Below are 26629 nucleotides of genomic sequence, written 5' to 3' on the forward strand. Positions count from 1 at the left end.
GCGGTGGCGGTCGTGGACGAGGTGCGGGCGGAGGTCGAGGGGTTCGACCGGAAGGCGCGCGAGTTCTACGCCCTGGTCGAGGACGTGATGGCGACGGCCGCGTCGGTCGCCGGCCCCGTCCTCGTGTCGCCGGCGCTGGTCGAGGCCGTGCGCGAGGGCGTCCGCCGGGTGCAGGAGGCGCACCGCCAGGCCGTCGAGGAGATGCAGGAGCTCATCGCCCGGGCCGGCGACCCCGGGCAGTTGCGCCACACCGCCGACGGCTGGTCCGGGATCGGCGCGGCGCTGGGGGTGACGGCCGGCGAGGTCGGTCTGGACCGGATGCAGGCGAACCTCGAGTGGCAGGGCCGCGCGGCCGAGGCCTACAAGGCGCTCGTCCCGGCGCAGGCCGGGTTCGTCGGGACGGTCCGCGAGCACTGCGACGCCGTGGCGACCTCGCTGCACACCTACGCCGACCAGCTCGACTCGTTCTGGACCGCGATCAAGGCCGCGGCCGTCGTCATGGCCGCCGGACTGGTCACGGCGATGGTCACCGCCGCCACCGCGGTCGGCATCCCCGCGGCGTGCGTCGCGATCCTGACCGCCATCACCGCGGGCGCCACCATGGTCGTGACGGCGGTCGTGCAGGTGGAGCAGCTCTCGACGCGCATCGCCACCGAGCAGCGCGGGATGGAGGAGGCGATGTTCGACACCGAGGCGGGCTGGCCGGTGCCGAACACCGACGCCATGGCCGACGCCAGCGCGGCCGACGGCGACGGGTCGGACTGGCGGCCCAACCGATGACGCGGAATGGATGGTGTGCGCGCTCGCGCGGGTGAAGCTCGGCCGGACGTCGTAACGACGTCCCTCGGCGCAGCGACCTCGGGTCGACGGCGCGCCGCGTCGTGACGGATTCGGGGGACCGCATGACGATCATCGACGCCGCCGGGGTGACCTGCCCACGCTGCGGGGCGCCGTGGCAGCCGGGCGCGCACTTCTGCGCCACCTGCGGCATCCCGGCGTACCAGGGACCGCCGTCGGGGCCGTGGGCGTCGCCCGTCGTCCCGCCGCCCGCGCCACCGCGCTCGTCGCGCGGGCTGATCGCGTTGGTCTGCGTGCTCGCGGTGGTCGCCGCCGGGCTCGCCGGGTTCCTCGTCGTCGGGCAGCCGTGGTCGCCCGAGTCCGGCCCGCAGGTCGCCGCCGCACCGGTGCCGACCGGGACATCGACGACCGCTCCGGCCGACCCGCAGCAGGCCCTCCGCGCGCAGCAGAGCACCGACGCCGGCGCCGTCGAGGGCCTGGTCGGCACGTGGGTGCCGCAGCTCTCGGCGAAGAAGGCCGGCATGAGCGTCGGCGGCCGGACCTACGACGACGCGGCCGTCCTCGCCGACCACCAGGAGCTCCGCCGCACGTACCCGGACGCCGTCCTGGCGTGGTCGGGGGACTGGACGAGCTTCCGGGGCCGCGACTTCTGGATCACGCTGGTGAACCGGCCGTTCTCGAGCGGCGAGGCGGCGAACGCCTGGTGCGCGCAGGCCGGGATCGGGCCCGACGACTGCTACGCCAAGCGCCTCACGCGGAGCGGCGGCTATGGCGACAACACACAGCTGCGGACCGGCGCCGGATCGGCGCCGGTGTCCGGCACGCCGACGCTCGGGGCCGTCTGGGCGCCGAACCAGACGGGGTTCGGCGACGTGCGCCCCGGCGAGGTCTACGCCGGCGGCAGCTCGACCGGCCAGGTCACCGGGGTGACGTGGGAGTCCTGGGGCGGCACGGAGGCGACCGGCCGCGGCACGGGCCTGTGGGTCCCCGACGGCGTGGCCACCTCCGACGGCGTGCAGAGGCCGGTCGTGGTCGTCGCGTCGGACCTCGGCGACTGCCACGGCCGCCTCGCCTACCGCAGCGTCGGCTGGTACTTCCCGACCCAGGGCGAGACCACGGTGAACGGCGGCTACGAGGACATCTGCGACGGCTGACCGGACCACCGGCCGACCACGACCGCCAGCGCGCCGAGGGCGAGGCTGCCGAGGACGGTGACGACGAGGACCGGCGTCCAGCCGCCGTGCGCCAGCGGGACGAGGACCACGCCGACGGCCGCGCTGATCGCGGCGTAGGCGACGAGCGTGCGGACGACGGACCGCGCCGGCACGCGGGGGACGGCGCGCACGCGCTGGCCCCCGGCGCTCACGAGGATCGCCGTGACGAGCCCGCCGACGAGGACGAAGCCGCGCCCGACGTCGGCGGGGTCGAGGGTGGGGTAGAGCGCGAGCACGACCAAGCCGAGGACGACGCCGAGCACGACAGCGCCGCCGCCGAGGCCGAGGGCTTGGCGGCGGCGGGCGTCGTCGCGCGTCCGGTCAGGAGGGCGTCGCGAGGTCGGGGTGGGCGTCATCGGAGGTCCCTCATCGGGGGTCACTGTGCCGACTCACGCCCCGCCGGTCACCACCGGCCACCCGAAAGCGCAGCGCACACGTGTGCCCGGTCCCGGCGGCGCCCCCTCTCGCCACCGGGACCGGGGTCGCGGAGCACGGTGCACGACGCCCCCCGCGTCGTCCCCCCACACGTCGCCCCCTGTACTCGCCCGACGTGTGTACACCGCGCTCCGCGGTCCTGCGGGACTCACTCCGCCACGTGCACCAGCACCAGCGGGAGATCGTCCGGATCCCGGAACACGAGGTAGGCGTACGGCTCCGGGTCGCCGACGTCGACGACCCCGCCGTGGAGGACGCCCAGCCCGTCGAACCATCCCGCCCAGGTGTCGAGCTGCGACCGGCTCGACACCGACAGCGCCGCGTGACCCCTCGGCTCGCCGCCACCCGTGCCGTGCAGCCGGATGGCGATCCCCGATTCGGGATCGCTCAGCAGCACGCCGTCGGTGGCACCGTCCTCCGGGCAGTGCGCGGACGCCGGCGTCAGACCCAGGACACGCTCGTACCAGGCGGCACTGCGTCCGACGTCGCTGACCGTCGACGCGAAGTGGTGGAATCCGGTGAAGCCGGGCCTCTCGGCTGCTGTCGCCGTCATTCCACCTCCTCGTTGTGCCTACACACCGTGTTCGTGGATCATCCTGTCGAGTGAACGACGACGGCGGTACTAGGGAGTTCCCTCGGGGAGGCGTCGACGGCGCGTGAACTCGGCCGCGAGTTCCGTGCGCGACCGGACCCCGAGCTTCCGGTAGATCCGGGTCAGGTGCGCCTCGACCGTCTTGCGGGAGACGAACAGCGCCGCTGCGACCTCGACGTTGCTCTGCCCGTCGGCGATCCCCCGGGCGATCTGGAACTCCTGCGGGGTCAAGGCTTCGAGCGAGCCCCCGTCCTCGGTCCGGTCCTCGGTGGGCTCTCCGGCGGCCCGATGCCCGGTGGCGGCGAGCTCGAGGCGGGTGCGATCTGCCCACGGCCAGGCCCCCAACCCGGAGAACGTCAGCTCGGCGTCGAGCAGCAACGCCCGCGCCGCGCCGGGCCGCCGCCAGCGGCGGCGGCTCTCGGCGTGGGCGAGGACGGTCCGCGCGCGCTCGTAGGGGGCGTGGAACCGCTCGTGGGCGGCGTGGGCCTCCGCGAACCAGCGCTCGGCCTCGTCGTGGTCGTCGGCGAGCAGCCCGCGTCCCCGCGCGGCCACCGCCGCCGCGTACGCGGACCCGGTGTGCTCGGCGTCCCGCGTCACCCACGCCACCGCCGACTCGGCCCCCGCCCGGTCACCGGCCCGGACCGTGGCATCGACGAGGTCACCTGCGAAGGGGATCGACGTCGCGCAGAGCGCGCCCATGTCGTCGAACGCGCGGCGGGCCCGCCCGAGGTGCGCGGCGGCGGTGGCCGGCTCGCCGACCGCGAGTGCGCCCGCCCCGAGCGCGGTGGCGGCGTAGACCTGGATGCTCGCGATCCCCAACGGTCCGGCGGCCCGCAGCGCCGCCTCGGCGTTCGCCCGACACGACGCGATGTCGCCGCGGGCGCCGTCGATCCGCGCCAGCAGCGTCGCCCCGAACGCGCGGCTGCCCGCCTGACCGAGCTCGTCGGCCCACTCGACGGCCTCGGTGAGGTCCGCGGAGGCGGCCGCCCACCGCCCGTCCCACCAGTCCATCTCCGCGTGTGCGGTGAGGGCGAACGCCAGGACCAGCGGCGCGCCGACCTGCCGGGCCGTCGACGTCACCGTGCCGAACAGGCCGCGAGCGTCGTCGCAGCGCTCGAGGAAGCAACCGGTCTGCGCCCCGGCGACCAGGGCCTGCGCGTCCCAGAGCGGGTCGGCATCGGCGGCGCGCGCCACGAGCTGGTCGAACAGCGGGTGCGCGTCCGTCCAGCGGCCGACGAGGGCATAGGCGTGGGCCACCGTCGCGAGCCCGGTGAGGGTGTCGTCGCCCGCGGTCCGGGCGCGGTCGGCGACGGACTCCATCTCGCGCAGCCGACCGGTCATCGTCAGCGGGACGGCTGCCTCGATATAGAGGCGCGCCGCGCGCGCCCGGTCGTGGGGGAGGACGGCGTCCGCGGCCCGCAGCGCGCCGTCGACGGCCCGCGCCGGGTCCAGCCAGGACAGCGCGCGGGTGCGGACGAGCTCGACGTCGGCGGCGAAGGTCTCGTCGTCGCGGAGGGCCAGGGCCTGCTCACACCAGGTCTCGGCGAGCGTGGAGCTGCCCGAGATGGCGGCATCCGTGGCGGCGGTGAGCAGGCGGGCGGCGCGTGTCGCCCGGTCGGCGGTGAAGTCGGCGGCGCGGGCCCAGGCGCGCCCGGCGGCCTCCAGCGCGGACCGTCGCCGAGCGGAGATCGCGGCCTCGACGAGGCGCCCGGCGAGGTCGTCGTCGGGAGCCTCGGTGGACTCCGCCAGGTACCAGACGGCGACGTCGCGGGGGGCGTGGCGGGCGAGGCCGTGCAGCACCCGTCGACGCAGGTCACGGGACGTGCGGGCGCTGACGAGGGGACGCAGGAGGTCGTGGCGCAGCCCCATGTGCTCGTCGTCGCGCTGCACGAGCCTGCGGCGCTCGGCGGGCAGTAGGTCGTCGGCGCCCAGCCCGAGGTCGGCGAGGACGGGCTCGAGCTCGTCGCGGCGCGTCGAATGGCTGAACGCGAGGACGGCCATCGCCGAGCGGGTGGTGGCGGGGAGCCCGTCGATCGCCGCGGACCACGCCCGCTCGAGGGTCGATCCCGGGGGGAGGGCGGTGGCGGCGTCGAGAAGGTCGGGGCCCGCCGTCCGTGCCGTCTCGACCACGGCGAGCGGGTTGCCGCCGCACCGTTCGACGATCGTCTCGAGCACCGCGGGCGAGGTGCGGACCGGCAGGGTGCGCACGAGCTCGCGGCTCTCCTCGGCGGTCAGCGGACCGAGAGCGATCGTCGGCAGGCGCCAGATCGCGGGATCGAGAGGCATCTCCTCGCGCACGCCCAGCAGCAGCGCGATCCGCTCGGTGGCGAGACGCCGAGCCACGAAGAGCAGCACCTGCTGGGACGGCGCGTCGATCCACGGGAAGTCGTCGACGACGAGGAGCAACGGCCGGGCGTCGGCCGCTGCGGCTAGCACGCCGAGTGCGGCCGCGGAGACGGCGAGCGGGCTGCCGACGTCGCCGGCGCGCAGCGCGAGCGCGATCTCGAGCGCCTCGCGCTGCACGGTCGGCAGCTCGTGGGCGTGGGACAGGATCGGGAGCAGCACGTCGGCGACCGCCGCGAACGGCAGAACCGCCTCGCCCTCCACGCCGGCGGTCCGGAGCACCCTGCGCGGCGTGGCGCCCGCGACCTCGTCGAGCAGCGTCGTCTTGCCGCTGCCGGGCTCGCCGCGCAGCACCGTGACCGTGCCATCGCGGCGGCGCACGTCCGTCGCGGCCGCCAGTTGGTCCCGTTCGCGGGCGCGACCGATCACCAACGGCGGTGTGGTCGGCAGGCGATCGGACACGCGACGGGAACCCCCTCCCCGCCATCATGATCCCGTCGGGAAAGATCAGCTTCATCCCCCGGACAGACCAGCCTGGCCCACGTCATTGGGCTGTTCGACGTAATGATCAGCGCTGTCCTTGCGAAGGGTGACCAGCCGATCGCGCTGTGCTGGTCACCCCGACCGGCGGGCCCCCTCGAGGACCTGCCAGAGGCTGCCCGGCGTGTCGAAGGCGTCGCGGTCCAGGGCGTCGTCAGGGATCGAGACCCCGTACTCCTCCTCCAACCGTACGAGCAGGTCGACCATGGCCAGCGAATCGAGCCCAACCGACCGCAGGCTGCTCCCGGGCTCGAGGGCGCTCTGCTCGGCGAGACGGGGGAGTACCTCGACGAGGACGGGCACGAAGCGGTCGTCCCACGGCCGCCCGACCGTGACGTCACCGATCGCGGGTCCGGACACCGTGTCGACCAGAGCGGCTTCCGGGACCACGGCCTCGGGCCCGGCCCCGATGTCGTCGGACGCGGTCTGGCGGGGCTCGACGGAGGCGCGGACCAGCGTGAGGCGTGACGCGGAGACGACGGTGCCACCGCGGACCACGACCTCCGCCGCTCCGGGGCGGCTGAGGAAGCCCAGCAGGCTCGCCGTGGCCCCGTACGCCCCGACGTTGGGAACGGCCAGGATGTCGCCCGACTCCAGCGGCGGCAGGTCCGGCGCGCCGCGGCCCAGCGTGTCGGCGGGAGTGCACAAGGGACCGACGAGCTTCGTCGGCTGAGCGGTCGCCCCGTCGTCGACGTCCGGCCCCGTCACGAGGGTCGGGACCGCCGAGAGCGGCAGGAGCCGGCCGATGCCGGAGAGACCGCCGAGGTGGTGGATGCCGGAGTCGAGCACGGCGAAGCGGGTGTCGCGGCTGGTCTTCACGTCCGACACCGCTGTCAGCAGGGTGCCGGCGTCGCCGACGAGGTGGCGGCCGGACTCGAAGTAGACCTGTGGCGCGCCGTCGCGCCACCCGGGGAAGCGCTCGTCGAGGCCGGCCTCGAGCTTGGCGCGCAGACCGGGGTAGGCCGGCCGCTCCCCGGGCCTGGCGAACGGGCAGCCGAAGCCGCCCCCGAGGTCGAGGACACGGACCTCGACGCCGATCTCGTCCTCGAGCGCCGCGGCCAGGGCGACGCTGCCGAGCAGCTCGGCGACGAGCACGTCCTCGTCGGAGGCGTTGGTGAGCGGGTAGAAGTGGAAGCCGGCCAGGCGCACGCCCTCCACCTCAGGGCCGTGCAGCTCCTCGCGGCGCGCCCGGAGGACCTCGACGTCGGTGCCGAACTGCGAGGCCTCGCCGGTCATCCGCATGCCGGCACCCCCCGCCGCCTCCGACCCGTTGACGCGCAGCAGGGCGTCGACCACGACGGCGCGGGTCCGCGCGACGGCGGCGACGCGGTGCAGGTCGCGTGGCGACTCGACCGAGAACGTGCGGACGCCGGCGTCGATCGCGAGGGCGATCTCCTCCGCGGTCTTCCCCGGCCCCGTGTAGAAGAACTCGCTCGGGGAGCCGCCGGCCTCGATGGCCGCGGCGAGCTCGCCACTGGAGCTGATCTCCGGCCGCGCGCCGCGCGCCAGCAGCTCCCGCACCAGGTCCGGGTGCGGATTGGCCTTGAGCGAGTAGAGAAGCGTCGACGGCGACGGCAGGGTGCCGGTCAGATCGTCGGCCGCCCGGCGTACCCGGTCGAGGTCGTAGACGTAGAGCGGGGTGCCGTAGGTGACCGCGAGCGAGGCGTGGTGCTCGGCGGTGGCGTCCGGGGTCACGAGGTCCTCCCGAGATCGGGTTGCACGAGCTGTCGCAGGCGCTTGCGGTCGGTCTTGCCGTTGGTGGTCAGGGGGAGCTCGTCCAGCCCGTGGCACAGGTCGGGGACCTTGGCCGGCTCCACGAGCTCACGGAGTGCGTCCAGGACCTCGCTGCCGGGGCGGTCGCCCACCACGACGAGCTCCAGGTCGTGCTCGCCGTCCGGCGGAAGTGCCGCGGCGGCCACCACACCGGGCACGGTGACGGCCGCGGCCTCGATCTCGATCAGACTCATGCGGACGCCGCGGCGCTTGATCTGGTCGTCGCGCCGCCCGTGGAAGTACAGGTGCCCGTCGGCGTCGAGGTGCCCGTAGTCGCCGGTGCGCAAGCGGGGTGAGCCCGAGCGGGGATCGTGATCGAAGCGACCGGCCGAGAGCTCGGGGGATCGCCAGTACCCGTCCATGACGTGCGGCCCGACCGGGGCGATCTCGCCCTCGACGCCGGGCGCGACCGGGAGCCCGTCCTCGTCGAGGATCTGCACCTGGGTCCCCGGCAGGGCGGTGCCCACCGAGCCCGGGCGCTGGAGGTCGACGTCGGGCTCGGCGATCGTCACGCGCTTGCACTCGGTGATGCCGTACATCGCGACCACCGAGGCGCCGTCGAACGCCCCGCGCAGTCCCGCGATGTCGGCGGTGGTCAGCGCTGCGCCGGTGTTGGTGAAGAGGCGGACGTGACCGATCGTGGCCCCGCGGCGCGCCAGCCGCACGAGCATCCGTGCGCTGGAAGGCACGATCGGGACGACCGTCGCGCGGGTCTCTCGGAGCGTGCGGAGCATGCCGATCGGGTCCTCGGCGTCGGTGAGCACGAGCTCGGCGCCGGCCAGCACGCTGAGCAGGACCTGGTAGAGCCCGTAGTCGAAGGACATCGGCGACCCGACCAGCACCACGTCGTCGGCGCGGTAGCGCAGGCGTTCCGCGATCGCGCGGGCGGCGAACTCGACGGCGCCGCGCGGGCACACGACGCCCTTCGGGGTCGAGGTGCTCCCGGAGGTGTAGACGAGCAGGGCGAGGTCGGCGTCGTCGACCGCGCGCCGGGCGTCGGCGCGCGGTCCCGACACCAGGTGCTCGACCGAGGTCACCGGGCCCACGTCACCCTCGAGGACGTCGCCCGCGCCCGTGACGACCACGGCCGGGGCCGCGTCGGCCACGACGGTGGCGAGGCCGGCGAACGGAAGGCGTGGGCTCAGGGGGACCAGGGCCGCTCCGACCCGCCAGGTCCCGAAGAGGAGCGCGGGCACCTCGCGCCGGTTCGGGCTCCGCAGCACGACCCGGTCTCCGGGGCCGACCCCGAGCTCGGCGAGGCGCCCCGCGACGCGGTCGGCGGCGGCGTCGAGCTCGGCGTACGTCCAGGCTCCGTCACGGTCGCGCACCGCAGGTGCGTCGTGTGCGCGGAGCGCCGCGAGCCCGAGCATGTCGAGGACGTTCTGTTCCGACGGAGCTGCCGCGACGGCGGTCACCGAGACCGTCCTCCCTCGTTGCGTGTCCCCGCGTTCATCATCGGCGCACCCCCCGTGGCCAGATTCCGTTCGGTGGAGATCGATTCACCGGTCGGGACGGGGAACCGTTCCGGCCGGCCGGCCCTCGATTCGTCATTTCGCCGACGTCGGGGCAGGCGGTTCCGGAGTATGTAGTTCTGCGTGGCCGCATCGCAAGCATTCCCGGCCGTCGGTGTCGCCTGACACGTTCTGAGTCCGACCCGTACGTCGTGAGTCCGCGCGGGAGATCACGGAAGCGGCGAGGCTGTCCGTCCGTTGCCGGATGACGCCTACGGGATTCCGTCACGAGCAATATCGTCACGTGCGGCCGCGAACAGGGATCTCTCACGATGTGTGTCAACATCGGCGCGTACGGTTCGGTAATAAACGCTAGTCCGATCGAGTGAACAAACCGCTAGGTACTGGACGATGCACCAGGACTCCCCGACGGTCTGTTGACGACACAACGTGCTGGGTACGCCCAGACGGGGGTCACACGACAGAGTGGTTCTGCGAGGCAAGGAGGCCTCGACGGGGCCATCCGCTGACATGTGAGAGTCCTGGGGGGGATTCCAGATGTATCGAACGTCCACGAGACGAAGCGCCAGACCTCGTCATCTCGTCGTCTGAGGACGCGGGCGCGCTGCCGCACCCGACGAGCAGCGTCCCGATGTCCGCTGCCGGCCCGAGGAGGGTCGCAGCCCGACGGCGGTGTGCGGCCCGGGCCTCGCTGCACTGCGCATACAGCGCTGCGGCCCGGCGTTGCCTTGTCCTTCTCCGAATCGATCGAGAGCTCGTCGCGAGCTGAAGGCTGCCCCGACACGTCGAGCCTCCGGAGTGGATCCGGGAGTGTGTTCGGCGCGCCACGAATCAGCTGGTGACGACTGCCCGCGTTCATTCGGTGCCATGCCGGATTGAGCCCTGCTCGCCCGGTGGCCCGCGATGTCCGATGGTGCCCACGCCGGTTCTCCGATGTCCGGTGCACCTCGTCGCCATCTGTGCGAATGGTGTTGTCGACGTACACCCGAAATGTGCGTCGAATCGTCCACGCGTCCGTGGAGAACACGTTGGGGGAAGTGTGTTCCGGCCTGCCCGAAATCGGGCGCCGGCGTCAGCGGGAACCGTTGGAGGGGGAGGTGCCGTGAGCTCGGTCCAGCTCGTCGATCTGGGCGCACTGCCCGCCGAACCGGTGCCGGGATCAGCGCGGGCCACGCGCGACCGACGGCGGTTCCGGCTCCAGGTCGTCGCCGCCGATCTCGCGCTCGTGGCCGTCGTCGTCGTGGTCGTCGCGATCGTGCGCATCGACATCGGGCCGTCGCGGTGGAGCACTCCCGACGCCGTGGTCTCGGCTTCGGTGATCGCCCTGCTCGTGATCGTCGCGCTTCTGCTGTTCGGGTGCTGGGACGTCCGCGTCCTGGCGCGAGGTGCCGCGGAGGCGGAGTACGTCCGGATCCTCCGCGCGATCGCCGCCTGTGCGGTCGCGGCATCGTTGTTGGCGCTCGCGACCAAGGACTCGACCCTGCGGCCCTGGGTGTTCGTGGTCCTCCCGCTGCTCGCCGTGCTCCTCCTGGCGAGTCGGCGGCTCCAGCGTGCCCGCCTCCACCGCGCGCGCCGCCGAGGCAGGCACCACGCGCGGGTGCTCGCCGTCGGTCCGGCGCTCATCGTCGGCGCGATGGTCGAGCGCAGCCGGCGGGCGCCCGAGCACGGGTGGCTCGTCGTCGCCGCCTGCGCATCGGACGGGGGCACGGGGCTCGCGGGGGTCCCGGTGGTCGGCGGGCTCGACGACGTCGTCGACGCGGCACAGCAGCACTCGGTGGACGTCGTCGCCGTCGGACCAGGGGCGTCGGAGCCGCGCACGCTCCACCGCCTCGCCTGGGCACTCGAAGGCTCCGGACGCGAGCTCGTCGTCGACCCGGGCCTCATGGAGGTCTCCGGTCCGCGCCTCCGCATGGAGGTGATGGACGGCCTCCCGCTGCTGCGCGTCGGAGAGCCCCGATGGCGGGGACCCGCTCGGTGGTTCAAGACGGCGACGGACCGCCTGCTGGCGCTCGTCGCCGTGACGGTGCTGGCGCCCCTGATCGCCGTCGTCGCGGTCGCCGTGCGCGCCGACGGCGGCCCGGTCCTCTATCGCCAGGTCCGGGTCGGCCGCGACGGCGTCCCTTTCGAGATGCTGAAGTTCCGATCGATGGCGGTCGATGCGGATCGCCGGGTCGGTGACCTCATGGACGAGCGCGACGGGGCCCACGACGGCGCCGGGCCCCTGTTCAAGCTCCGCCTCGACCCCCGCATCACCCCGGTGGGACGGGTGCTGCGCCGGTACTCGCTCGACGAGCTGCCGCAGCTGTTCAACGTCCTCGGCGGGTCGATGTCGCTCGTCGGGCCGCGTCCACCGCTCCCCAGCGAGGTCGACGGCTACGCCGACGACGTCCGCCGCCGGCTGGTGGTCCGGCCGGGCATGACCGGCCTCTGGCAGGTCAGCGGTCGCTCCGATCTCACCTGGGAGGAGTCCGTCCGGCTCGACCTCCGCTACGTGGAGAACTGGTCGCACAGCCTGGACCTCTCGATCCTCGGCCGCACCGTGCGCGCCGTCCTCGGTGGCAGGGGGGCGTACTGACGTGCTCGCCCACCGGAATCCCGCCGGCCTGTCCTCCCCATCGTCGACCCACGAGGAGGCGTTCCGACATGGTCATCTCTGAGGACGGTCCGTCGCTCGGCACGACACGGTCATGGCTCCGCCGACGCCTGCTCCTCCCGAGTACCGGTCCGGTGCGACGTCGCACGGTCCTGATCGTCGGCCTGAACTACGCACCCGAGCCCACCGGGATCGCCCGCTACACGACCGGACTCGCGCGGATGCTGGCCGAGGCCGGCCACTCGGTGCACGTCGTCACCGGCTTCCCGCACTATCCGGAGTGGCGGATCGCCGACGGGTACCGGGGTGCGCGCATCGAGGAGACCGACGGCCCGGCCACGAACCCGATCCGGGTCACCCGCGTGGTCCACCCCGTCCCGGCCCGCCCCACCGGCCTCGGCCGCGTGCTCATGGAGGCGGTGTTCGCCGCGCGCGCCGCGACGGTCCGCACGACGAAGCCGGACGTCGTGGTCGTCGTCAGCCCGGCCCTCCTGTCGGTCGCGGCGGCCCGGTGGCGCTGGCATCGCTCCGGGCGCACGGCGCTCGGTGTCGTGACCCAGGACCTCTACACCGCCGCGCTCGCCGAGACCGGCGCACTCCGCGGCCGCGGGGCGGGCGCCGCCCGACGCCTCGAGCGGACCCTGCTCCAGGGCGCCGACGGCGTCGCCGCGATCCACGACACCTTCCGCGCGTCGCTGGAGCGGCTCGGCGTCGACCCCGCCCGGATCACCGTCGTGCGCAACTGGACCCACACGGCCCCCGCCTCCGGCGACACAGCCGCTCTGCGGACGCGGCTCGGCTGGCCGGACGGCGACGTCATCGCGCTGCACGCCGGCAACATGGGCGCCAAGCAGGGGCTGGAGAACGTCGTCGACGCGGCCCGTCTCGCCGACGAGCGCAGGCTGCCGATCACGTTCGTGCTCATGGGCGACGGCAACCAGCGGGCCGCTCTGGAGGCCCGTGCAGAGGGAGTACAGCGGCTGCGCTTCCAGCCGTCGTTGCCGGACGGCGAGTTCGAGACCGCGCTGGCCGCAGCCGACGTGCTGGTCCTCAACGAGCGCCCCGGCATCGCCGAGATGTGCGTGCCCAGCAAGCTGACCTCCTACTTCGCCGCGGGCCGTCCGGTCATCGCCGCCACGGCCGACGACGGCGCGGCCGCGACCGAGGTCCGCGCCGCCGACGCCGGCATCGTGCTGCCCCCGGCACGCCCCGAGCTGCTGGTCGAGGCGGCCTGCGCCCTCGGGGCCGACCGGACCGGCGCGGACCGTCTCGGGAGCAACGCCTGCCACTACGCCGCCCGCGTCTACGCGGAACGCACCGCGCGTGCCCACTACCTGGCGTGGGTCGACTCGCTCGCCTCACGCGTCTCGATCACCGTGCCCGCCCCCCGTCGGAGCCCCGACACCGCTACGGCGCCGGCCGCCCCGCCGGCTCCCGTCATCGAGAGGCAGCCATGACCACGACACGCACCGCGTTCATCACCGGGATCACCGGCCAGGACGGGTCCTACCTCGCCGAGCTGCTGCTCGCGAAGGGCTACCGGGTGCACGGCCTGATCCGACGCGCCTCCACGTTCAACACCGCGCGCATCGAGCACCTGTACCAGGACCGCCACGAGGACCCGCAGCTGTTCCTGCACTACGGCGATCTGGTCGACTCGTCGCGGCTCGTGACGCTGCTGTCGAAGATCGCCCCGGACGAGGTCTACCACCTGGGCGCGCAGTCCCACGTCCGCGTCAGCTTCGACGAGCCCGAGTTCACCGGCGACACGACGGGTCTGGGCACGATCCGGCTGCTCGAGGCGATCCGCATGATCGGGCTGGACACGCGCTTCTACCAGGCGTCGAGTTCGGAGATGTTCGGCGCGACGCCGCCGCCGCAGGACGAGGCGACGCCGTTCCACCCGCGCAGCCCGTACGGCGCGGCGAAGGTCTACGGCTACTGGGCCGCGCGGAACTACCGCGAGGCCTACGGGATGTACGCGGTGAACGGGATCCTGTTCAACCACGAGTCCCCGCGCCGCGGCGAGACCTTCGTGACCCGCAAGATCGCCCGCGCCGCCGCGCGGATCAGCGCCGGCGTCCAGGACCACCTCTACCTCGGGAACCTCGACGCCGTCCGCGACTGGGGCTACGCCCCCGAGTACGTCGAGGGCATGTGGCGGATGCTCCAGGCCGACCGACCGAACGACTACGTCCTCGCGACGGGCACCGCCTACACGGTGCGCGACTTCGTCGACCTCACCTTCGCCCACGCCGGCCTCGATCCGGACCGGTACCTGCGCTTCGACGAGCGCTACCTGCGTCCCAGCGAGGTCGACGCGCTGATCGGCGACGCGTCGAAGGCCCGCGACGCCCTCGGCTGGACGCCGCGGACGTTCACCCCGGAGCTCGCCCGGGTGATGTACGACGCCGAGCTCCTCGCGCTGGACTCACCGATCCCCCTGTCCGCGGCCTGAGCCCGCTGCCCGAGCGACCACCCGACGAGAACGAGAGGAACACCCGATGGCCGAGAGCGGCGCGGGAACGTACGAGGAGATCCTCCAGGACCTCCTGGACCGGCGTGTGCTCGACCGCGACCACAGCGTGCTGGTGCAGTTCGCGGGCGAGTTCGACCGCGGCGTCACCGTGCGCCTCGGTCTGCGTGACGTCACCTTCGTCAACCTGGAGCCGGCCTCGGTGTCGAGCCGGCTGCCCTCCGCCCTCCGGGCGGACGCTCACCGGATGACGGCGGAGGACGGCAGCTACGACCACGTCATCGGGCACGCCGGTCTGCACCACTGCAGTAGGCCGCACCAGGCGCTCTACGAGATGTACCGCATCGCCCGAAGGACCGTCGTCGCGGTGGAGAACCAGGACTCGCCGCTCATGCGGGTGGCGGGACGCTTCGGACTCGTCGGTAGCTACGAGCACGACGCGGTCGCCGACGGCGGGGGGACCACCGGCGGGGTGGACGGCACCGGAGTGCCCAACCATGTGTATCGCTGGACCCGGCGCGAGGTCGAGAAGACCATCGCGTCGTTCGACCCGGGTCGCACCGTCCCGGTCGAGTTCCGCTCGCGCTGGCTCATCGGCACCGACCGCGCGCTGACGCCCGGCATGCGCTCCGTGCTCGGCGGCGGGGGAGCGCCGGCGCGCGCCCGCCTGGTGAAGGGCCTGAACCTGGGGCTCAACGGCGTCGCCCGCCGCCAGGGCAACATCTTCGGCTTCACCATCCGCAAGGACCTGTCGCGCCCACAGACGTGGATCCCGGTCGAGCCGACCGTCACCGTCGCGGAGGTGCCGGCATGATCGTCCGTCACGCCCGCACCCGCACCGTCCTCGCCGCGATCGCCGTGGTGCTGCCCGGATCGCTGCGCGGCGTCGTTCACCGCCGCCTCCTGGGCTACGAGATCGACCCGGAAGCACGCGTGGGCCACGCGTTCATCGACGTCGACCGCCTGCGGGTGGGCGCCGGGGCGAGCATCGGCAGCCTCACCGCCATCCGGGGCTGCGAGGACGTCGAGCTCGGTCCCGAGGCGACCATCGGGCCCCTGGTGTGGGTCAACGCCGTGCGCAAGTCCGGCCGCTACTTCGTGGGGCAGGAGCGCCACCCCGCCCTGATCATGGGGCGCGGCGCGCTGATCAGCTCCCTGCACATGATCGACGCCTGCGACGAGATCCGGATGGGGGACTTCGCCGACTTCGGCGGCTTCGGCTCGCAGATCCTCACGCACTCGCTGGACCTCGTGAAGATGCGGCAGAGCACCACCCCGGTGACCATCGGCCACCACGTGATGATCGGGACCAGCGTGGTCCTGCTCCCCGGTACCGACATCCCGGAGTGCTCCATCGTGGCGGCCGGCTCCGTGGTGTCCGCCAACAGCACCCATGAGAGCCACCACCTGTACAGCGGTGTCCCGGCGCAGGCCGAGCGTCGCCTCAGCCCGCGGATCAAGTTCTTCCACCACGCCGTGGGTGACGTGCTGTGAACCTCGCAGTCTCCGGGGTGGATGCCTGACATGGCCTCTTCCCGCTCGTCGGCGCTCGGGGTGGTCGACCAGGTCGTCAGCTCCGCGACGAACTTCCTCACCGCGTTCATCGCGTCGTGGGTGCTCCTGCCCGCGGAGTTCGGGGCCTTCGTCGTCGCGTACGCCGTCGTCACCGTGACGCTGGCGGCCGCGCGTGCCTTCATCGGCGAGCCGATGCTCGCCCACCTCCCGACCCTGCCCGCCGAACGACAGCCCGCCGAGGCGCGCTCGGCGATCGGGGCCGCGCTGTGCGTGGGCGTCGGCGGTGGCCTGCTCGCGCTCGCTCTGGGAGTGAGCGGAGTGCCGTCGCTGGGCGCCCTCGTGTGGCTCGCGCCGTGGGTGCCGGTCGCCGTGACTCAGGACGCCTGTCGGTTCGTGCTGCTCTCGCGGTCGCACACGGGCTCGGCGCTCGCGTCCGACACCGGTTGGGCGATCGGCCAGGGCGTGGTGCTCGTCGTGGCGGCTCTCGCGGGAGAGCTCACGGTCGCGACCCTGTCGCTCGGTTGGGGGATCGGTGCCCTGGTCGGCATCGTCGTGGCCGGGCTCCTGGCGCGGGGAGCCTGGCTGCGGCCGAGAGACCCGCGGCCCTGGGCGCAGGAGAGCCGCCACCTCTCGGGGTGGTTCACCCTGACCTCGATCCTGGGGCAGGCCGAGATCTACGCGGTTCTCGTGCTCGCCGGGATCCTGCTCGCGCCCGTCGACGCAGCGGGGCTGCGGGCCGTGCAGCTCATGGTCTTCCAGCCGGCCGTGACGCTGATGGCGGCGATGCTCGTCCTGCTCACCCCGGTGGCGGCACGCGCGGTGGCGGCCCGAGATCTCGACGCGGTGCGTCGCCTCCGTCGGGTGGCGCTCCTCGGGGCGGCGGCGCTGGGCGTGGTCGTGCTGGCTCTCGTCCCGGCCCGCGGCCCGATCATGGACGTGTTCTTCCCGCAGTACACGGCCTTCGAGGTCCTGGTCCTGCCGATCGCCCTCCAGTCGGTGCTGATCGGGTTCACCGTGCCCTTCGACGCGCTCATCCGCGGTTTCCAACGGGCCCGCACCCTGTTCGGTCTCCAGGTCGTGCGCGGGGCGCTGCTCGTCGGGGGCGCCGCGCTGGGGATGGTCGTCGGCGGCGTCGTCGGCGTCGGGTGGGCTCTCGCCGCGGAGAGCGTTCTCGCCCTCGCGGTGTTCGTGCTCTTCGCGCCCCGTCTGAGCGAGGCGACCGGTGGGCCGGACGCCGAGGGCGCGCTGGTCGGGGGAGGTGCCGATGTCCGGGAACAGTCCTGAGCTCATCGCTCGTCGTCCGCTGCTGGCCGGACTCGGTGCGCTGGTGCTCATCGCGGGCTGCGGGCGTACCGAGGCCCGCGCCGCGGCACCCGGCCCGGAGGACCTCAGCGTGCAGGACTGGGCGACGCAACCCGACGGGCCGCTCCCGGCCACCGATGCCCTGGGGCGGCCGTACGTGGTCCGACGCTCCGGGGTCACCGGTGGACCGTGGATCGTGGGCGGCGCCCTCACAGCGCAGACCCCCGCGGACCGGGGCGCGACATACGTCAACCTCGACCTCGGCACGCGGGTCGAGCGCCTGGGTGCGCGGTTCGTGTTCGGGCCGGGGAACACCGACGGCTCGCTCTGCCTCGCGGCGTGGGCCGGCGGCGTCCTGCCACCCGGGGAGGGGATCCGGAGCGCGACCCCGGTCCACCTCGTCGTCACCCCCGACCGTTGGCTGCACGGTGTCGTCGACGACGGCGCGCTGGTGGTGCTGGCCTCCGGGGGGTTCGATCCCGTTCTCCCGCGCGACGGCACCCCGCTCGAGGTCGACGTCACCCTCGACGGACCTGCGGTGACGTTCGTGCTGCCCGACGGCTCCGAGCACACGGTCAGCGACCCCCGCTCGAACTCGATCGCCGGCACCACGGCGTGCTGGGAGTTCTACCAGGACCGCGCCGGCGGAAGCGGCGTCCGGTTCCACCAGACCTGGTGCCGCTGATGGGCGCCGAGCCGTGCCGTCACACCACCCCGAGGAGAACACCGTGACCCGCAACGGATTCCTGTCCGCGATCAGGACGTACTGGCGCAGTGTGCTGGTCTGCACGCTGGCCGGCGGGCTCGTCGGTCTCGTCGTCTTCCTGGTCTCCCCACCGGTCTACACCGCGACCGACACGCTCTACATCGTGTCCCGAGCCGGGCGCGACGACTCGGCGACCAGCGCCTACAACGCGGGTCTTCTCTCGCAGGACCGTGTGAAGTCCTACAAGGAGCTGCTCGAGGACGGGCGGGTCGCCACGGCGGCCGCCGACCGCCTCGGTGACGTGTCCGTCGCCGAGATCGTCGACAACACCGAGATCGCGAACCAGCCCGAGACCGTGCTGCTGACGGTCACGGTCACCGACCGCTCCCCGGAGCGTGCCGCGCTGATCGCCAACACCTACGGCGACGCGTTCCAGCAGGTCGTCACGGGCCTCGAGCGGCCGAGCGACCCGACACAGCAGTCCGTGGTCGACGTGCGCACGGCGTTCCCCGCGGCGCCCAACTATCAGCCGGTCTCACCCCGCGCGGCCGTCGACATCCCCGTCGGCATCATCCTCGGGCTGGTGGCCGGCGCCGTCGTCGCCGTCGTGCGCCGCCGCCGTGACGACAGCCTGGTCTCGTCGTCGGACCTCGCCGAGCTGGTGGGCTCCCGCGATCTGGGCCGCGTCGTGACGGCTCCGACCGACGCCCCCGGCGCGCCGCTGATGGTCGCCCGTCCCGACTCGCCGGCCTCGGAGGACTACCGGCGCATCGGGACGACGCTGCGCCACACCCTTCCGGCCCGCCGTCCCGTGACCATCGCGATCACGAGCGCGGAGCCCGGCGAGGGCCGCAGCACGACGGCGGTCAACCTCGCGCTCGTCCTCTCGCACAGCGGCGACCGGGTGCTGCTCGTGGACGCGAACCTCCGTGTGCCCGCCGTCGGGCGGCTCCTGGGGATTTCGGAGGAGGGCCCCGGACTCGCTGCTCTGCTCGCCGGCGGGGTGCCCGCCGCCGAGGTGGTGCACCGCTACGGCCCGTGCCTCGACGTCGTCCCGGCCGGGTCGGTGCCGACCAATCCCGGCGAGCTGCTGTCGTCGTCGCTGTTGCCCGTCACGCTCAACGATCTCACGCAGTCGTACGACTGGGTCGTCCTCGACACCCCGGCCCTCTCCACCTCGGCCGACGCCGCCACTCTCACGCCCCTGTGCACCGGCGCGATCGTCGTGTGCCGCAGCGGCGTCACGTCGCGCGACGCGGTGAGCCGGGCGAGGGAGATGCTCCGGGCCGTCGGCACGATCATGCTGGGCAGCCTCCTGACGGAGGTTCCCGACCTGCGTCCGCGTCGCCTCGGCATCCCAGTGGGGACGTCGCGTCAGCAGCTCGCGCCCGCACCGTCGGCCACGCCCACCATCCATGTCCCGGCGTACATCCCCCTGCCGGCGCCGGCCGGGCTCGAGCCGGTGGCGGACCCACGGACGCCGGAGCCCGAGCCGGTCTCGGACGTGGCTCCGGTGGACGCCCCGGAGACGGCACCGGAGACGGCACCGGAGACGGCACCGACGCCGGAACCGGAGACGGCACCGGAGACGGCACCGACGCCGGAACCGGAGACCGTCACGATCCCCGAGGCCCGCGGCGGGACGTCCCGAGTCGACTCGCTGGTGGGACTCTCCGTCCGTCTCGGGCCGCGGCCGGCCTCGGCGCGGTACAACGGACGCCCCCCTCGCCCGCGGCCCGTCTCCACCCCGGACACGTCGTCGTGACGATGAACCGGGCCGACGCGAGGACGGCCGCAGTCGGTTACACGGCGGCGGCCCTGCTCGTCCCGCTCGGGACGCTGTGGGTGTCCCGGGAGCTCGACGCGGTCGGCTACATCGTCCTGCTGGGCACACCACTCCTGCTCGCGGTCCTCGTGCGGCGCACCTATCTCGACACCTACCTGTCGCCGGTGATCGTGGTCCCCGCGGCGTTCGTCCTCACCGCCGCCCTCGGTGTCACGGTCGCCCGCTCGGTCAACCTGTCCGGCAACGTGAGCGTGCAGCTGGCGCTCAACGACGAGGAGACCCTGCTCACCGCTGTCCTGCTCAGCGTCTCGGCGTCGGCGCTGCTGGTCGGCGGAGCGATCGCGCTCCACATCGCCCGGCGGCTCGACGTCGTGCGCGCGGTGGGTGCCCGGCCCCGGCGGCCCGTCGGGGCGGTGCTCTCACCGGGCCGGCGGACGGCGGTCCTGGCCGTGGCCGCGACCCCGCTCCTGGTCGTCATCGGCATCGACGGCACCGACCTCCTGAGCAGGAACAACTACCTCATCGGCGAGGACGGTTCGCTCGCCGGCCCGGCCGCGACCGTCGGCATGGCGGGCGTGATCGCCTGCGGGATGCTCCTCAACCTGGAGGAGGGGGCCCGGCGGATCCCGCCGGCGGTCGTGGCCGTCGGCTACCTGCTGCTGTACTTCTCGCTGGGCAGCCGTCAGATGGCGCTCTGTCCGGTCCTGCTCGCCGTCGGGTTCCACGTCGCGCGGCCCTTCCGGGGCTCGCAGCTGGCCCTCGTCGCGGCGGCCGTCGTCGCCCTCGCGCTCCTGCCCTTGCCGCTGTTCCTCCGCGGCGGCGGCGAGCACGGGCTGTTCCCCTACCTCGCGGCCCTGCCCGACGCGCAGTCCCCGATCCAGGTCCTGGCCGGCGCCCTCGACAACGTCTTCATCTCGTTCCCGCTCATCGGGGCGACCGCGTTCCAGTTCGCGGCGATCCCGCGATCGACGATGTGGATCGAGCTCAATCCGCTGCCGGGAGACTCGGCGGGCTGGTACGACGTCGCGAGCAGCGTGCGCATCAACCCGTACACGCCGTACGCGACGATCGGCGAGCTGGGCAACCACGGCTGGGTCGTCGTCGTGGTGTTCTGGCTGATCGCGGGTCTGTTCCTCGGCTACCTCGCCGTCCGGATTCCTTCGCTCACGGCCGCCGGGCACCGGGGCATGGCGCTGGTCCTCACCGCGCTGCCGCTGCTGTTCATCCTCTACAGCCTGCAGTACAACCTGCGGAGCTCGGTCCGACTGCTCGTGTACGCCGCCCTCATCGACCTGGCTTGGCGTGCCGTCTGCCACGTGCGCGACCTGGCCACCACCCACGACGATCCGGTGGCCGTCACGCGCACCCCGGTACCTGCCGGGAGCGCACCATGAGGATCGCGGTCGTCCACAGCTTCTACAGCTCTCGTGTGCCCAGCGGCGAGAACCAGGTGGTCCTCGCGCAGGTCGCGGCGCTGCGCGAGGCCGGCCACGACGTCGCGCTGGTGTCCCGCTCCACCGACGACCGTCTCCGCCGACCCACCTATCCCGTCGAGGCGGCCCTGACCACCGTCACCGGCGTCGGCCCCGAACCGGTCGAGGAGCTCCGGGCGTTCCGCCCGGACGTCGTCCACGTCCACAACCTGTTCCCCAACCTCGGCACCCGCTGGTTGGGCCGGTGGCGCGGGGCCCTCGTGGTGACGGTGCACAACTTCCGCCCGATGTGCGCGACCGGATACCTGTACCGCGACGGCGCGACGTGCACGGCCTGCCCCGACGGTGACCCGTGGGCAGGCGTGCGGCACGGGTGTTTCCACGGCTCCCGGGTCGCGACGCTCCCGCTGGCCTGGCGGGGGCGCCACGGTGCCGCGGCGGACCCTCTGGTGCGGCGCGCCGACGTCCTCGTGACGCTGTCCGCGCGAGCCCGCGACGTCTACGTCCGGGCAGGCGTCCCCGAGGACCGGCTCGAGGTGGTGCCGAACTTCGTCGCCGACTCCGCGTCCGTGCCCGTGCACCGTGACCCCGAGAAGCGATTCCTCTGCGTCGGGCGCCTCACCCCGGAGAAAGGTGTGCTCGACCTCGTTCGGTCCTGGCCCGCGGATGTCGACCTCGACATCGTCGGCGACGGGGCGCTCGCCGACGACATCCGGACGGTGGCGCCGGCCGGAGTGCGGCTCCTGGGCAGCCTCGACAACACCGACCTCCGCGATCGGATGCCCGGCTACGCGGGCCTGGTGATCCCGAGCAAGTGGTTCGAGGGGCTGCCGACGGTCTACCTCGAGGCCCTCGCCGCCGGGGTGCCCGTCATCTGTTTCCCCGGCAACAGCGCTGCCGACGACGTCGCCACGCACGGCCTCGGTGTCGTCACCGGCCCCTCGCCGGACACCGACGAGGTCGCCCAGGCCCTGCTCCGGGTGCTCGCCGCGGGACCACCGCTGCGTGATCGGGCGCGCGCGTCGTTCACCGAGCGCTTCACCGCCGCCACCTGGCTGCGCTCGATCACTGCGGTGTACGAGACCGCGGCCTCCTCCGTGACCCTCCCGACCTCCCGACCCGCGAGCAGGTGAACCCGATGGCCCTGGCCCAGCACGATCTCCCGCCGACCCTCTATCCCGAGGCGGCGGCCGGCGGTTACAGCCGCATCGATGGCACCGTCGCGTTCTACAGCAGGGTGGTGGCACTTCTCGGTCCCGACGATCGCGTGCTCAGCTTCGGCGCGGGTCGCGGCCGGTTCGTGGAGGACCCCGTGGCCCTGCGGAGGCACCTGCAGGACCTGCGCGCCCACGCGGGCGAGGTGATCGGGCTGGACGTCGACGACGTCGTCCTCGGCAACCCGACGCTGACCGCGGCCGAGGTCATCACCATCGGGGAGCCGCTCCCGCTCGAGGACGACACGATCGACGTCGTGGTCTCCGACTTCACCTTCGAGCACGTCCAGGACGCGGTGTGGGCGGGTCGCGAGCTGGGCCGGGTGCTGCGGCCGGGCGGATGGCTCTGCGCCCGCACTCCCAACAAGTGGGGCTACATCGGGATGGCCGCGCGCGCGGTGCCCAACGGTCTGCACGATCGGGTGCTCTCGGTGCTCCAACCGCAGAAGAAGACCGAGGACACCTTCCCGACCGCGTACCGCATGAACACGCGTCGTGCGCTCGAGCGGTGCTTCCCGAGCCCCGCCTTCACCCACCACAGCTATCTGCACGACGCGGAACCTGCATACGCCGGCACGTCGACGGCGGCCTGGCGGCTGTTCCAGGCCCTGCACGCCGTCACGCCGCCGCCGCTGCGGTCGATGCACCATGTCTTCGTGCAGAAGAGCCCTACCGGGGGCTGACGCGATGGTGGTCCTGTCCGAGCGCGCCGCGATCCGTCGTCTTCACGACCGACTCGCCTTCGGAGCGCGCCCGGGAGAGCTGGATCGGTCGGTGGTGCGCGGGTTCGACTCCGTCGCCGCGGCACTGCTGACCGGCCCGGGCGGGTCGCCGGACGCGGTCTCCTCTCCACCGCCAGAACTCCCCCCCGTTCCGGCGGTGGAGGTGGATGATCCCCGGCGACCCGCAGCCGATCGGATGAAGGAGGACCAGCAGCGACTGCTGCGCCTATGGTGGCTGGACCGCATGACCGCGGCCGAGGACCCGTGCGCCGAGAAGCTCACGTGGTTCTGGCACGGCCACTTCGCCACCAGCGAGGCGAAGGTCGACTACCCCGATCTGGTGCTCGCCCAGAACGAGACCCTGCGCGCCCACGTGCGCGGTGACTTCCGGGCGATGACGCGGGCGATGGTGGTGGACGCCGCGCTCGTCTACTGGCTCGACGGGCAGGCGAACCTTGTCGGCGCGGCCAACGAGAACCTCGGCCGGGAGCTGATGGAGCTGTTCACGCTGGGTCTCGGCCACTACGGCGAGACCGACGTCAAGGAGGCGTCTCGGGCGTTGACCGGGTGGACGATCGACCCGGACCTGCGGGTGACCGAGTTCGATCCGGGACGGTGGGACCCGGGGGCCAAGACCGTCCTGGGTCGCACGGGTGAGCTCGATGCCGTCGGTCTCGTGGACGTGCTGGTCGCGCGACCCGAGTCCGCCGACTTCGTCATCGGACGCCTGTGGGCCCGCCTCGTGTCGTCGACGCCGCCGTCGGCGGGCACACGAGACGTCCTCCGGCGGGCCTACGGTCCGGCCACCGACCTGCGCGCGCTCCTGGCGGCGATCGTCGGCGCCCCCGAGTTCCGGGACGGTGCCTCGGTGCTGGTGAAGCAGCCGGTGGAGTGGGCGATCGGTCTCATGCGGGCGGTCGGCGTCCGCGCCGTGGCGCTCACCGACGACGAGGCCGATCACCTCGTCATCGCGCTGCAGTCGCTCGGGCAGCTGCCGTTCCGCCCGCCGTCCGTCGGCGGCTGGCCCGACGGCATCGCCTGGCTGACCCCGAGCGCCAACCTCGACCGGCTCACCGTCGCCCGCCTCGTACTGAGCCGTGCGGACCTGCGCCCGCCGACGTCCGGGCGCCTCGACTGGGCGCGCGACGTGCTCGGTGTCGAGACCTGGAGTGCGCGCACGGCGACGGCCCTAGACCGCCTCGACGAGCCCCGCGAGCTCCTGGCGGTGGCTGCGATCAGCCCGGAGTACGTGGTGAGCGGGTGATGAAAGCGGTGACACGGCGTCGCTTCCTCGGCTTCAGCGGCGTCGCCGCCGGCGCCCTCGCACTCGGGGCGACGGCCCTACCCTGGTCCGACCTCCTCGCCGCGGCTGCCCGCGACCCACGCCCTGACGGCCAGGGGGTGCTCGTCGTGGTCACGCTTTACGGCGGCAACGACGGCCTCAACACCGTGGTCCCCGTCGCCGACCCCGCCTACGTCCGCGCCCGCCCGGATCTGGCCTACGACCCGCACGAGGTGCTGCCGTTGGCCGCCGGCCTGGGGCTCAACCCCGGGATGCGGGGCCTCGAGGCGGTGTGGCGCCAGGGACGGATGGCCGTCGTGCAGGGCGTCGGCTACCCGCGGCCGGATCACAGCCACTTCCGCTCCATGGCGATCTGGCAGACGGCCTCGCCCGTGACGCCGAGCGGGGCGGGTTGGCTCGGGCGCTGGCTCGACGCGACGGGCGACGACCCGTTGCGGGCGCTCTCGCTCGACCCCGTTCTGCCGCCGCTGCTCGTCGGGGAGCGATCTGCTGCGGCGACCCTCCCGCTGGGTGGCCTCCCGATGCCTCAGGGCCGCCTGGGTGAGGCCCTAGCCGCCCTCGGCCTGCCCGACGCGACCGACGATGCGTTCCGCGCTCGCGTCGCGCAGTCGGTCGAGCACCTCGGGTCGATCGGCAGTTCGCTCGCCCCCGCGCTGGCAGGGCGGACCCCCATCGACAGCACCGAGCTCGCCGAGCAGCTCTCCCTCGCCGCCGACCTCATCACCGCCCGCGTCCCGACCCGCGTGTACTCGGCGTCGCTGGGCGGCTTCGACACCCACGCCGACGCACGTGGCACCCAGGAGCGACTGCTCGGAGTGCTCGACGACGCGGTAGCGCCCTTCCTGGCCCGGATGGCCGGGACGCCCGCCGGCCGCGACGTCGTGGTGATCGTCTACTCCGAGTTCGGGCGCCGTGTGCAGGCCAACCTCAGCGACGGGACGGACCACGGCACCGCGGGTCCGGTGTTCCTGCTGGGCGACCGCGTGCAGGGCGGCCTGCACGGAACGATGCCGAGTCTGACGGACCTGGACGCGGGGGACATGCGGCCGACCGTCGACTTCCGCGATGTCTACGCGACCGTCCTCGACGGTGTGCTCGAGGCCGACGCCGACGCCGTCCTGCGCGAGCCGCGGGGGCGGCTCGGGGGCCTCGTCAAGCCTCCGGTCTAGCCGTGTTCGTCGCGGCATCGTGATGATCGACTGCCCCGCCGGGTCCTGCGGCCCGCCTAGTCTGGGACGTGTCGGTCACCTCCGGTGATCGGGCGGGGGGCGGTGTACGGGCCCGGTCCAGGACGGGTGTGGGAGCCGGCGTGTCGGTGCTGGGGTGGGTGCTGGTCGGAGCCACCATCTGGGTGGTCGTCTCGGTGGCGGTCGCCGTCGTCCTGGCACGGCTCGTGCGCGGGAACCGCCACACCACGGGAGAGGTGCTGCGGGCGCAGCGCGGCCCGGAGGGCGCGGAGCCGGCCGACCTGCCCGCCCCGCGCGACGGCGAGCACGACCGCGCGACCGAGCACCGTCGGAACTAGCTCACTCCGTGACCAGGCGGACGATCGCGACGAGGCCGACGACGACGATCACCGCGCGCAGGACGGTCGGGGAGAGCCGGCGCCCGACGCGCGCCCCGAGCAGGCCGCCGATCGTCGAGCTCACCGCGAGGATCGCGACCACGGGCCAGCTGATCGGGGCGACGACGGCGTATACGGTGCCCGCGACGACGTTGACGACGGCCGCGAGCACGTTCTTGTAGCCGTTGAGGCGCTGCAGCGGCTCGGTGAGCAGGAGTCCCATGACGCCGATGAGCAGGATCCCCTGTGCCGCCGTGAAGTACCCGCCGTAGACGCCGACCAGGAAGATCAGCGGGTACAGCGGCCAGGTGCGGCGGGCCGTGGACGGGGTGCGGTGCAGGCGCCTGGTCAGCAACGGCTGCACCACGACGAGCACCAGGGCGATCCCGACGAGGAACGGCACGATCGTCTCGAACGCGTCCTCGGGCAGCGAGAGCAGCAGCGCGGTGCCCCCGAGCGCCCCGAGCGCCGACATCACCGACCACGACACGAGCCGGCGCCGGGCGCCCGCGATCTCGTGGCGGTAGCCCCACGCGCCGGTGATGCTGCCGGGCACCAGCCCGATCGCGTTCGATGTCGTCGCCGTCACCGGGGGGTAACCGAGCGCGACGAGGACCGGGAACGTGACCAGCGTGCCGGACCCGACGACTGTGTTGATCATGCCGGCCCACACGCCGGCGACGGCGATCAGCACCGCGTGCCACAGGGTCACGTGCGGACTCTAGAACCCGGCGGCCCGAGGGAACTCCGACGCGGTTCCTCCGTGTTCGTGGCGCCCGTCGCAGCGCTCGGCTCTGCTGGCCTTGACGACCGTCACCGTCGTACTAGTTTCCAGAGAAAGCTTCTCG

Annotated in this window: 22 protein-coding genes; 16 read left to right on the forward strand and 6 right to left on the reverse strand. The window is 73.3% G+C overall.

What is annotated here, in order from left to right; translation table 11 throughout:
• Nucleotides 1–12: 12 nt before the first annotated feature.
• The gene (locus WCD58_RS14785; RefSeq protein WP_337703809.1) at nucleotides 13–780 is read left to right on the forward strand and encodes a hypothetical protein; all 768 of its coding nucleotides are present in this window, start codon (nucleotides 13–15) and stop codon (nucleotides 778–780) included.
• Nucleotides 781–902: 122 nt separating this feature from the next.
• The gene (locus WCD58_RS14790) at nucleotides 903–1952 is read left to right on the forward strand and encodes a zinc ribbon domain-containing protein (RefSeq protein ID WP_337703810.1); all 1050 of its coding nucleotides are present in this window, start codon (nucleotides 903–905) and stop codon (nucleotides 1950–1952) included.
• Here WCD58_RS14790 and WCD58_RS14795 read toward each other — a convergent pair.
• From WCD58_RS14795 to WCD58_RS14815, 5 genes are all read right to left on the reverse strand, one after another.
• The gene (locus tag WCD58_RS14795; protein WP_337703811.1) at nucleotides 1928–2368 is read right to left on the reverse strand and encodes a hypothetical protein; all 441 of its coding nucleotides are present in this window, start codon (nucleotides 2366–2368) and stop codon (nucleotides 1928–1930) included. The two genes, WCD58_RS14790 and WCD58_RS14795, sit on opposite strands and share 25 nt — an antisense overlap.
• Before the next feature lie 227 nt (nucleotides 2369–2595).
• Nucleotides 2596–3000: a VOC family protein gene (locus WCD58_RS14800; RefSeq protein ID WP_337703812.1), complete on the reverse strand. Its 405-nt coding sequence runs from the start codon at nucleotides 2998–3000 to the stop codon at nucleotides 2596–2598.
• 69 nt (nucleotides 3001–3069) lie between these two features.
• Nucleotides 3070–5844 carry a helix-turn-helix transcriptional regulator gene (locus WCD58_RS14805; protein WP_337703813.1) on the reverse strand — a complete coding sequence of 925 codons (2775 nt, stop codon included), beginning with the start codon at nucleotides 5842–5844 and terminating at the stop codon, nucleotides 3070–3072.
• Between the two features lie 153 nt (nucleotides 5845–5997).
• A complete protein-coding gene (locus WCD58_RS14810; protein WP_337703814.1) occupies nucleotides 5998–7617 on the reverse strand; it encodes a phosphopantetheine-binding protein in 1620 nt (539 codons plus the stop codon).
• Nucleotides 7614–9110 (reverse strand): class I adenylate-forming enzyme family protein, encoded by a 1497-nt coding sequence (locus WCD58_RS14815; protein ID WP_337703815.1) that lies wholly within the window; start codon nucleotides 9108–9110, stop codon nucleotides 7614–7616. Before WCD58_RS14815 ends, WCD58_RS14810 begins: the two co-directional genes overlap by 4 nt.
• 1159 nt (nucleotides 9111–10269) lie before the next feature.
• Here WCD58_RS14815 and WCD58_RS14820 point away from each other — a divergent pair.
• From WCD58_RS14820 to WCD58_RS14885, 14 genes are all read left to right on the forward strand, one after another.
• Complete coding sequence (locus tag WCD58_RS14820) at nucleotides 10270–11742, forward strand: sugar transferase (RefSeq protein ID WP_337703816.1); 1473 nt, start codon at nucleotides 10270–10272, stop codon at nucleotides 11740–11742.
• A gap of 152 nt (nucleotides 11743–11894) precedes the next feature.
• Entirely contained in the window at nucleotides 11895–13217 is a 1323-nt protein-coding gene (locus WCD58_RS14825; RefSeq protein WP_337703817.1) for a glycosyltransferase, read from the forward strand.
• Nucleotides 13214–14218: a GDP-mannose 4,6-dehydratase gene (gmd, locus tag WCD58_RS14830; RefSeq protein ID WP_337703818.1), complete on the forward strand. Its 1005-nt coding sequence runs from the start codon at nucleotides 13214–13216 to the stop codon at nucleotides 14216–14218. The genes WCD58_RS14825 and gmd overlap by 4 nt, the downstream gene beginning before the upstream one ends.
• Before the next feature lie 46 nt (nucleotides 14219–14264).
• Nucleotides 14265–15050, forward strand: coding sequence for a class I SAM-dependent methyltransferase (locus WCD58_RS14835; protein WP_337703819.1), 786 nt, complete (start codon nucleotides 14265–14267; stop codon nucleotides 15048–15050).
• Nucleotides 15047–15730: an acyltransferase gene (locus tag WCD58_RS14840; protein WP_337703820.1), complete on the forward strand. Its 684-nt coding sequence runs from the start codon at nucleotides 15047–15049 to the stop codon at nucleotides 15728–15730. The genes WCD58_RS14835 and WCD58_RS14840 overlap by 4 nt, the downstream gene beginning before the upstream one ends.
• Before the next feature lie 30 nt (nucleotides 15731–15760).
• Nucleotides 15761–17035 carry an MATE family efflux transporter gene (locus tag WCD58_RS14845; RefSeq protein WP_337703821.1) on the forward strand — a complete coding sequence of 425 codons (1275 nt, stop codon included), beginning with the start codon at nucleotides 15761–15763 and terminating at the stop codon, nucleotides 17033–17035.
• Nucleotides 17016–17738 carry a hypothetical protein gene (locus WCD58_RS14850; protein WP_337703822.1) on the forward strand — a complete coding sequence of 241 codons (723 nt, stop codon included), beginning with the start codon at nucleotides 17016–17018 and terminating at the stop codon, nucleotides 17736–17738. The genes WCD58_RS14845 and WCD58_RS14850 overlap by 20 nt, the downstream gene beginning before the upstream one ends.
• Nucleotides 17739–17781: 43 nt before the next feature.
• Nucleotides 17782–19524 (forward strand): polysaccharide biosynthesis tyrosine autokinase, encoded by a 1743-nt coding sequence (locus WCD58_RS14855; protein WP_337703823.1) that lies wholly within the window; start codon nucleotides 17782–17784, stop codon nucleotides 19522–19524.
• Nucleotides 19525–19526: 2 nt separating this feature from the next.
• Nucleotides 19527–20939, forward strand: coding sequence for a hypothetical protein (locus WCD58_RS14860; protein ID WP_337703824.1), 1413 nt, complete (start codon nucleotides 19527–19529; stop codon nucleotides 20937–20939).
• Nucleotides 20936–22111 (forward strand): glycosyltransferase family 4 protein, encoded by a 1176-nt coding sequence (locus tag WCD58_RS14865; protein WP_337703825.1) that lies wholly within the window; start codon nucleotides 20936–20938, stop codon nucleotides 22109–22111. The genes WCD58_RS14860 and WCD58_RS14865 overlap by 4 nt, the downstream gene beginning before the upstream one ends.
• Before the next feature lie 5 nt (nucleotides 22112–22116).
• Entirely contained in the window at nucleotides 22117–22875 is a 759-nt protein-coding gene (locus tag WCD58_RS14870) for a class I SAM-dependent methyltransferase (protein WP_337703826.1), read from the forward strand.
• Between the two features lie 4 nt (nucleotides 22876–22879).
• Nucleotides 22880–24178 (forward strand): DUF1800 domain-containing protein, encoded by a 1299-nt coding sequence (locus WCD58_RS14875; protein ID WP_337703827.1) that lies wholly within the window; start codon nucleotides 22880–22882, stop codon nucleotides 24176–24178.
• Nucleotides 24178–25386 (forward strand): DUF1501 domain-containing protein, encoded by a 1209-nt coding sequence (locus WCD58_RS14880; RefSeq protein WP_337703828.1) that lies wholly within the window; start codon nucleotides 24178–24180, stop codon nucleotides 25384–25386. The genes WCD58_RS14875 and WCD58_RS14880 overlap by 1 nt, the downstream gene beginning before the upstream one ends.
• A 140-nt stretch (nucleotides 25387–25526) precedes the next feature.
• Nucleotides 25527–25742 carry a hypothetical protein gene (locus WCD58_RS14885; protein WP_337703829.1) on the forward strand — a complete coding sequence of 72 codons (216 nt, stop codon included), beginning with the start codon at nucleotides 25527–25529 and terminating at the stop codon, nucleotides 25740–25742.
• Between the two features lies 1 nt (nucleotide 25743).
• Here the strand turns inward: WCD58_RS14885 and WCD58_RS14890 are convergent, their stop codons facing one another.
• On the reverse strand, nucleotides 25744–26493 hold the full coding sequence (locus WCD58_RS14890; protein WP_337703830.1) for a sulfite exporter TauE/SafE family protein: 750 nt from the start codon (nucleotides 26491–26493) through the stop codon (nucleotides 25744–25746).
• Nucleotides 26494–26629 lie beyond the last annotated feature (136 nt).

The sequence above is a fragment of the Actinomycetospora flava genome (assembly GCF_037400335.1).
GTDB classification, from domain to species: Bacteria; Actinomycetota; Actinomycetes; order Mycobacteriales; family Pseudonocardiaceae; genus Actinomycetospora; species Actinomycetospora flava.

What these genes read in the sequence shown, in the direction of transcription:
- WCD58_RS14790 (WP_337703810.1), top strand. Translation starts at nt 903, where the DNA reads ATGACGATCATCGACGCCGCCGGGGTGACCTGCCCACGCTGCGGGGCG.
- WCD58_RS14795 (WP_337703811.1), bottom strand. Translation starts at nt 2,368, where the DNA reads ATGACGCCCACCCCGACCTCGCGACGCCCTCCTGACCGGACGCGCGAC.
- WCD58_RS14800 (WP_337703812.1), bottom strand. Translation starts at nt 3,000, where the DNA reads ATGACGGCGACAGCAGCCGAGAGGCCCGGCTTCACCGGATTCCACCAC.
- gmd (WP_337703818.1), top strand. Translation starts at nt 13,214, where the DNA reads ATGACCACGACACGCACCGCGTTCATCACCGGGATCACCGGCCAGGAC.
- WCD58_RS14835 (WP_337703819.1), top strand. Translation starts at nt 14,265, where the DNA reads ATGGCCGAGAGCGGCGCGGGAACGTACGAGGAGATCCTCCAGGACCTC.
- WCD58_RS14840 (WP_337703820.1), top strand. Translation starts at nt 15,047, where the DNA reads ATGATCGTCCGTCACGCCCGCACCCGCACCGTCCTCGCCGCGATCGCC.
- WCD58_RS14845 (WP_337703821.1), top strand. Translation starts at nt 15,761, where the DNA reads ATGGCCTCTTCCCGCTCGTCGGCGCTCGGGGTGGTCGACCAGGTCGTC.
- WCD58_RS14850 (WP_337703822.1), top strand. Translation starts at nt 17,016, where the DNA reads ATGTCCGGGAACAGTCCTGAGCTCATCGCTCGTCGTCCGCTGCTGGCC.
- WCD58_RS14860 (WP_337703824.1), top strand. Translation starts at nt 19,527, where the DNA reads ATGAACCGGGCCGACGCGAGGACGGCCGCAGTCGGTTACACGGCGGCG.
- WCD58_RS14865 (WP_337703825.1), top strand. Translation starts at nt 20,936, where the DNA reads ATGAGGATCGCGGTCGTCCACAGCTTCTACAGCTCTCGTGTGCCCAGC.
- WCD58_RS14870 (WP_337703826.1), top strand. Translation starts at nt 22,117, where the DNA reads ATGGCCCTGGCCCAGCACGATCTCCCGCCGACCCTCTATCCCGAGGCG.
- WCD58_RS14875 (WP_337703827.1), top strand. Translation starts at nt 22,880, where the DNA reads ATGGTGGTCCTGTCCGAGCGCGCCGCGATCCGTCGTCTTCACGACCGA.
- WCD58_RS14880 (WP_337703828.1), top strand. Translation starts at nt 24,178, where the DNA reads ATGAAAGCGGTGACACGGCGTCGCTTCCTCGGCTTCAGCGGCGTCGCC.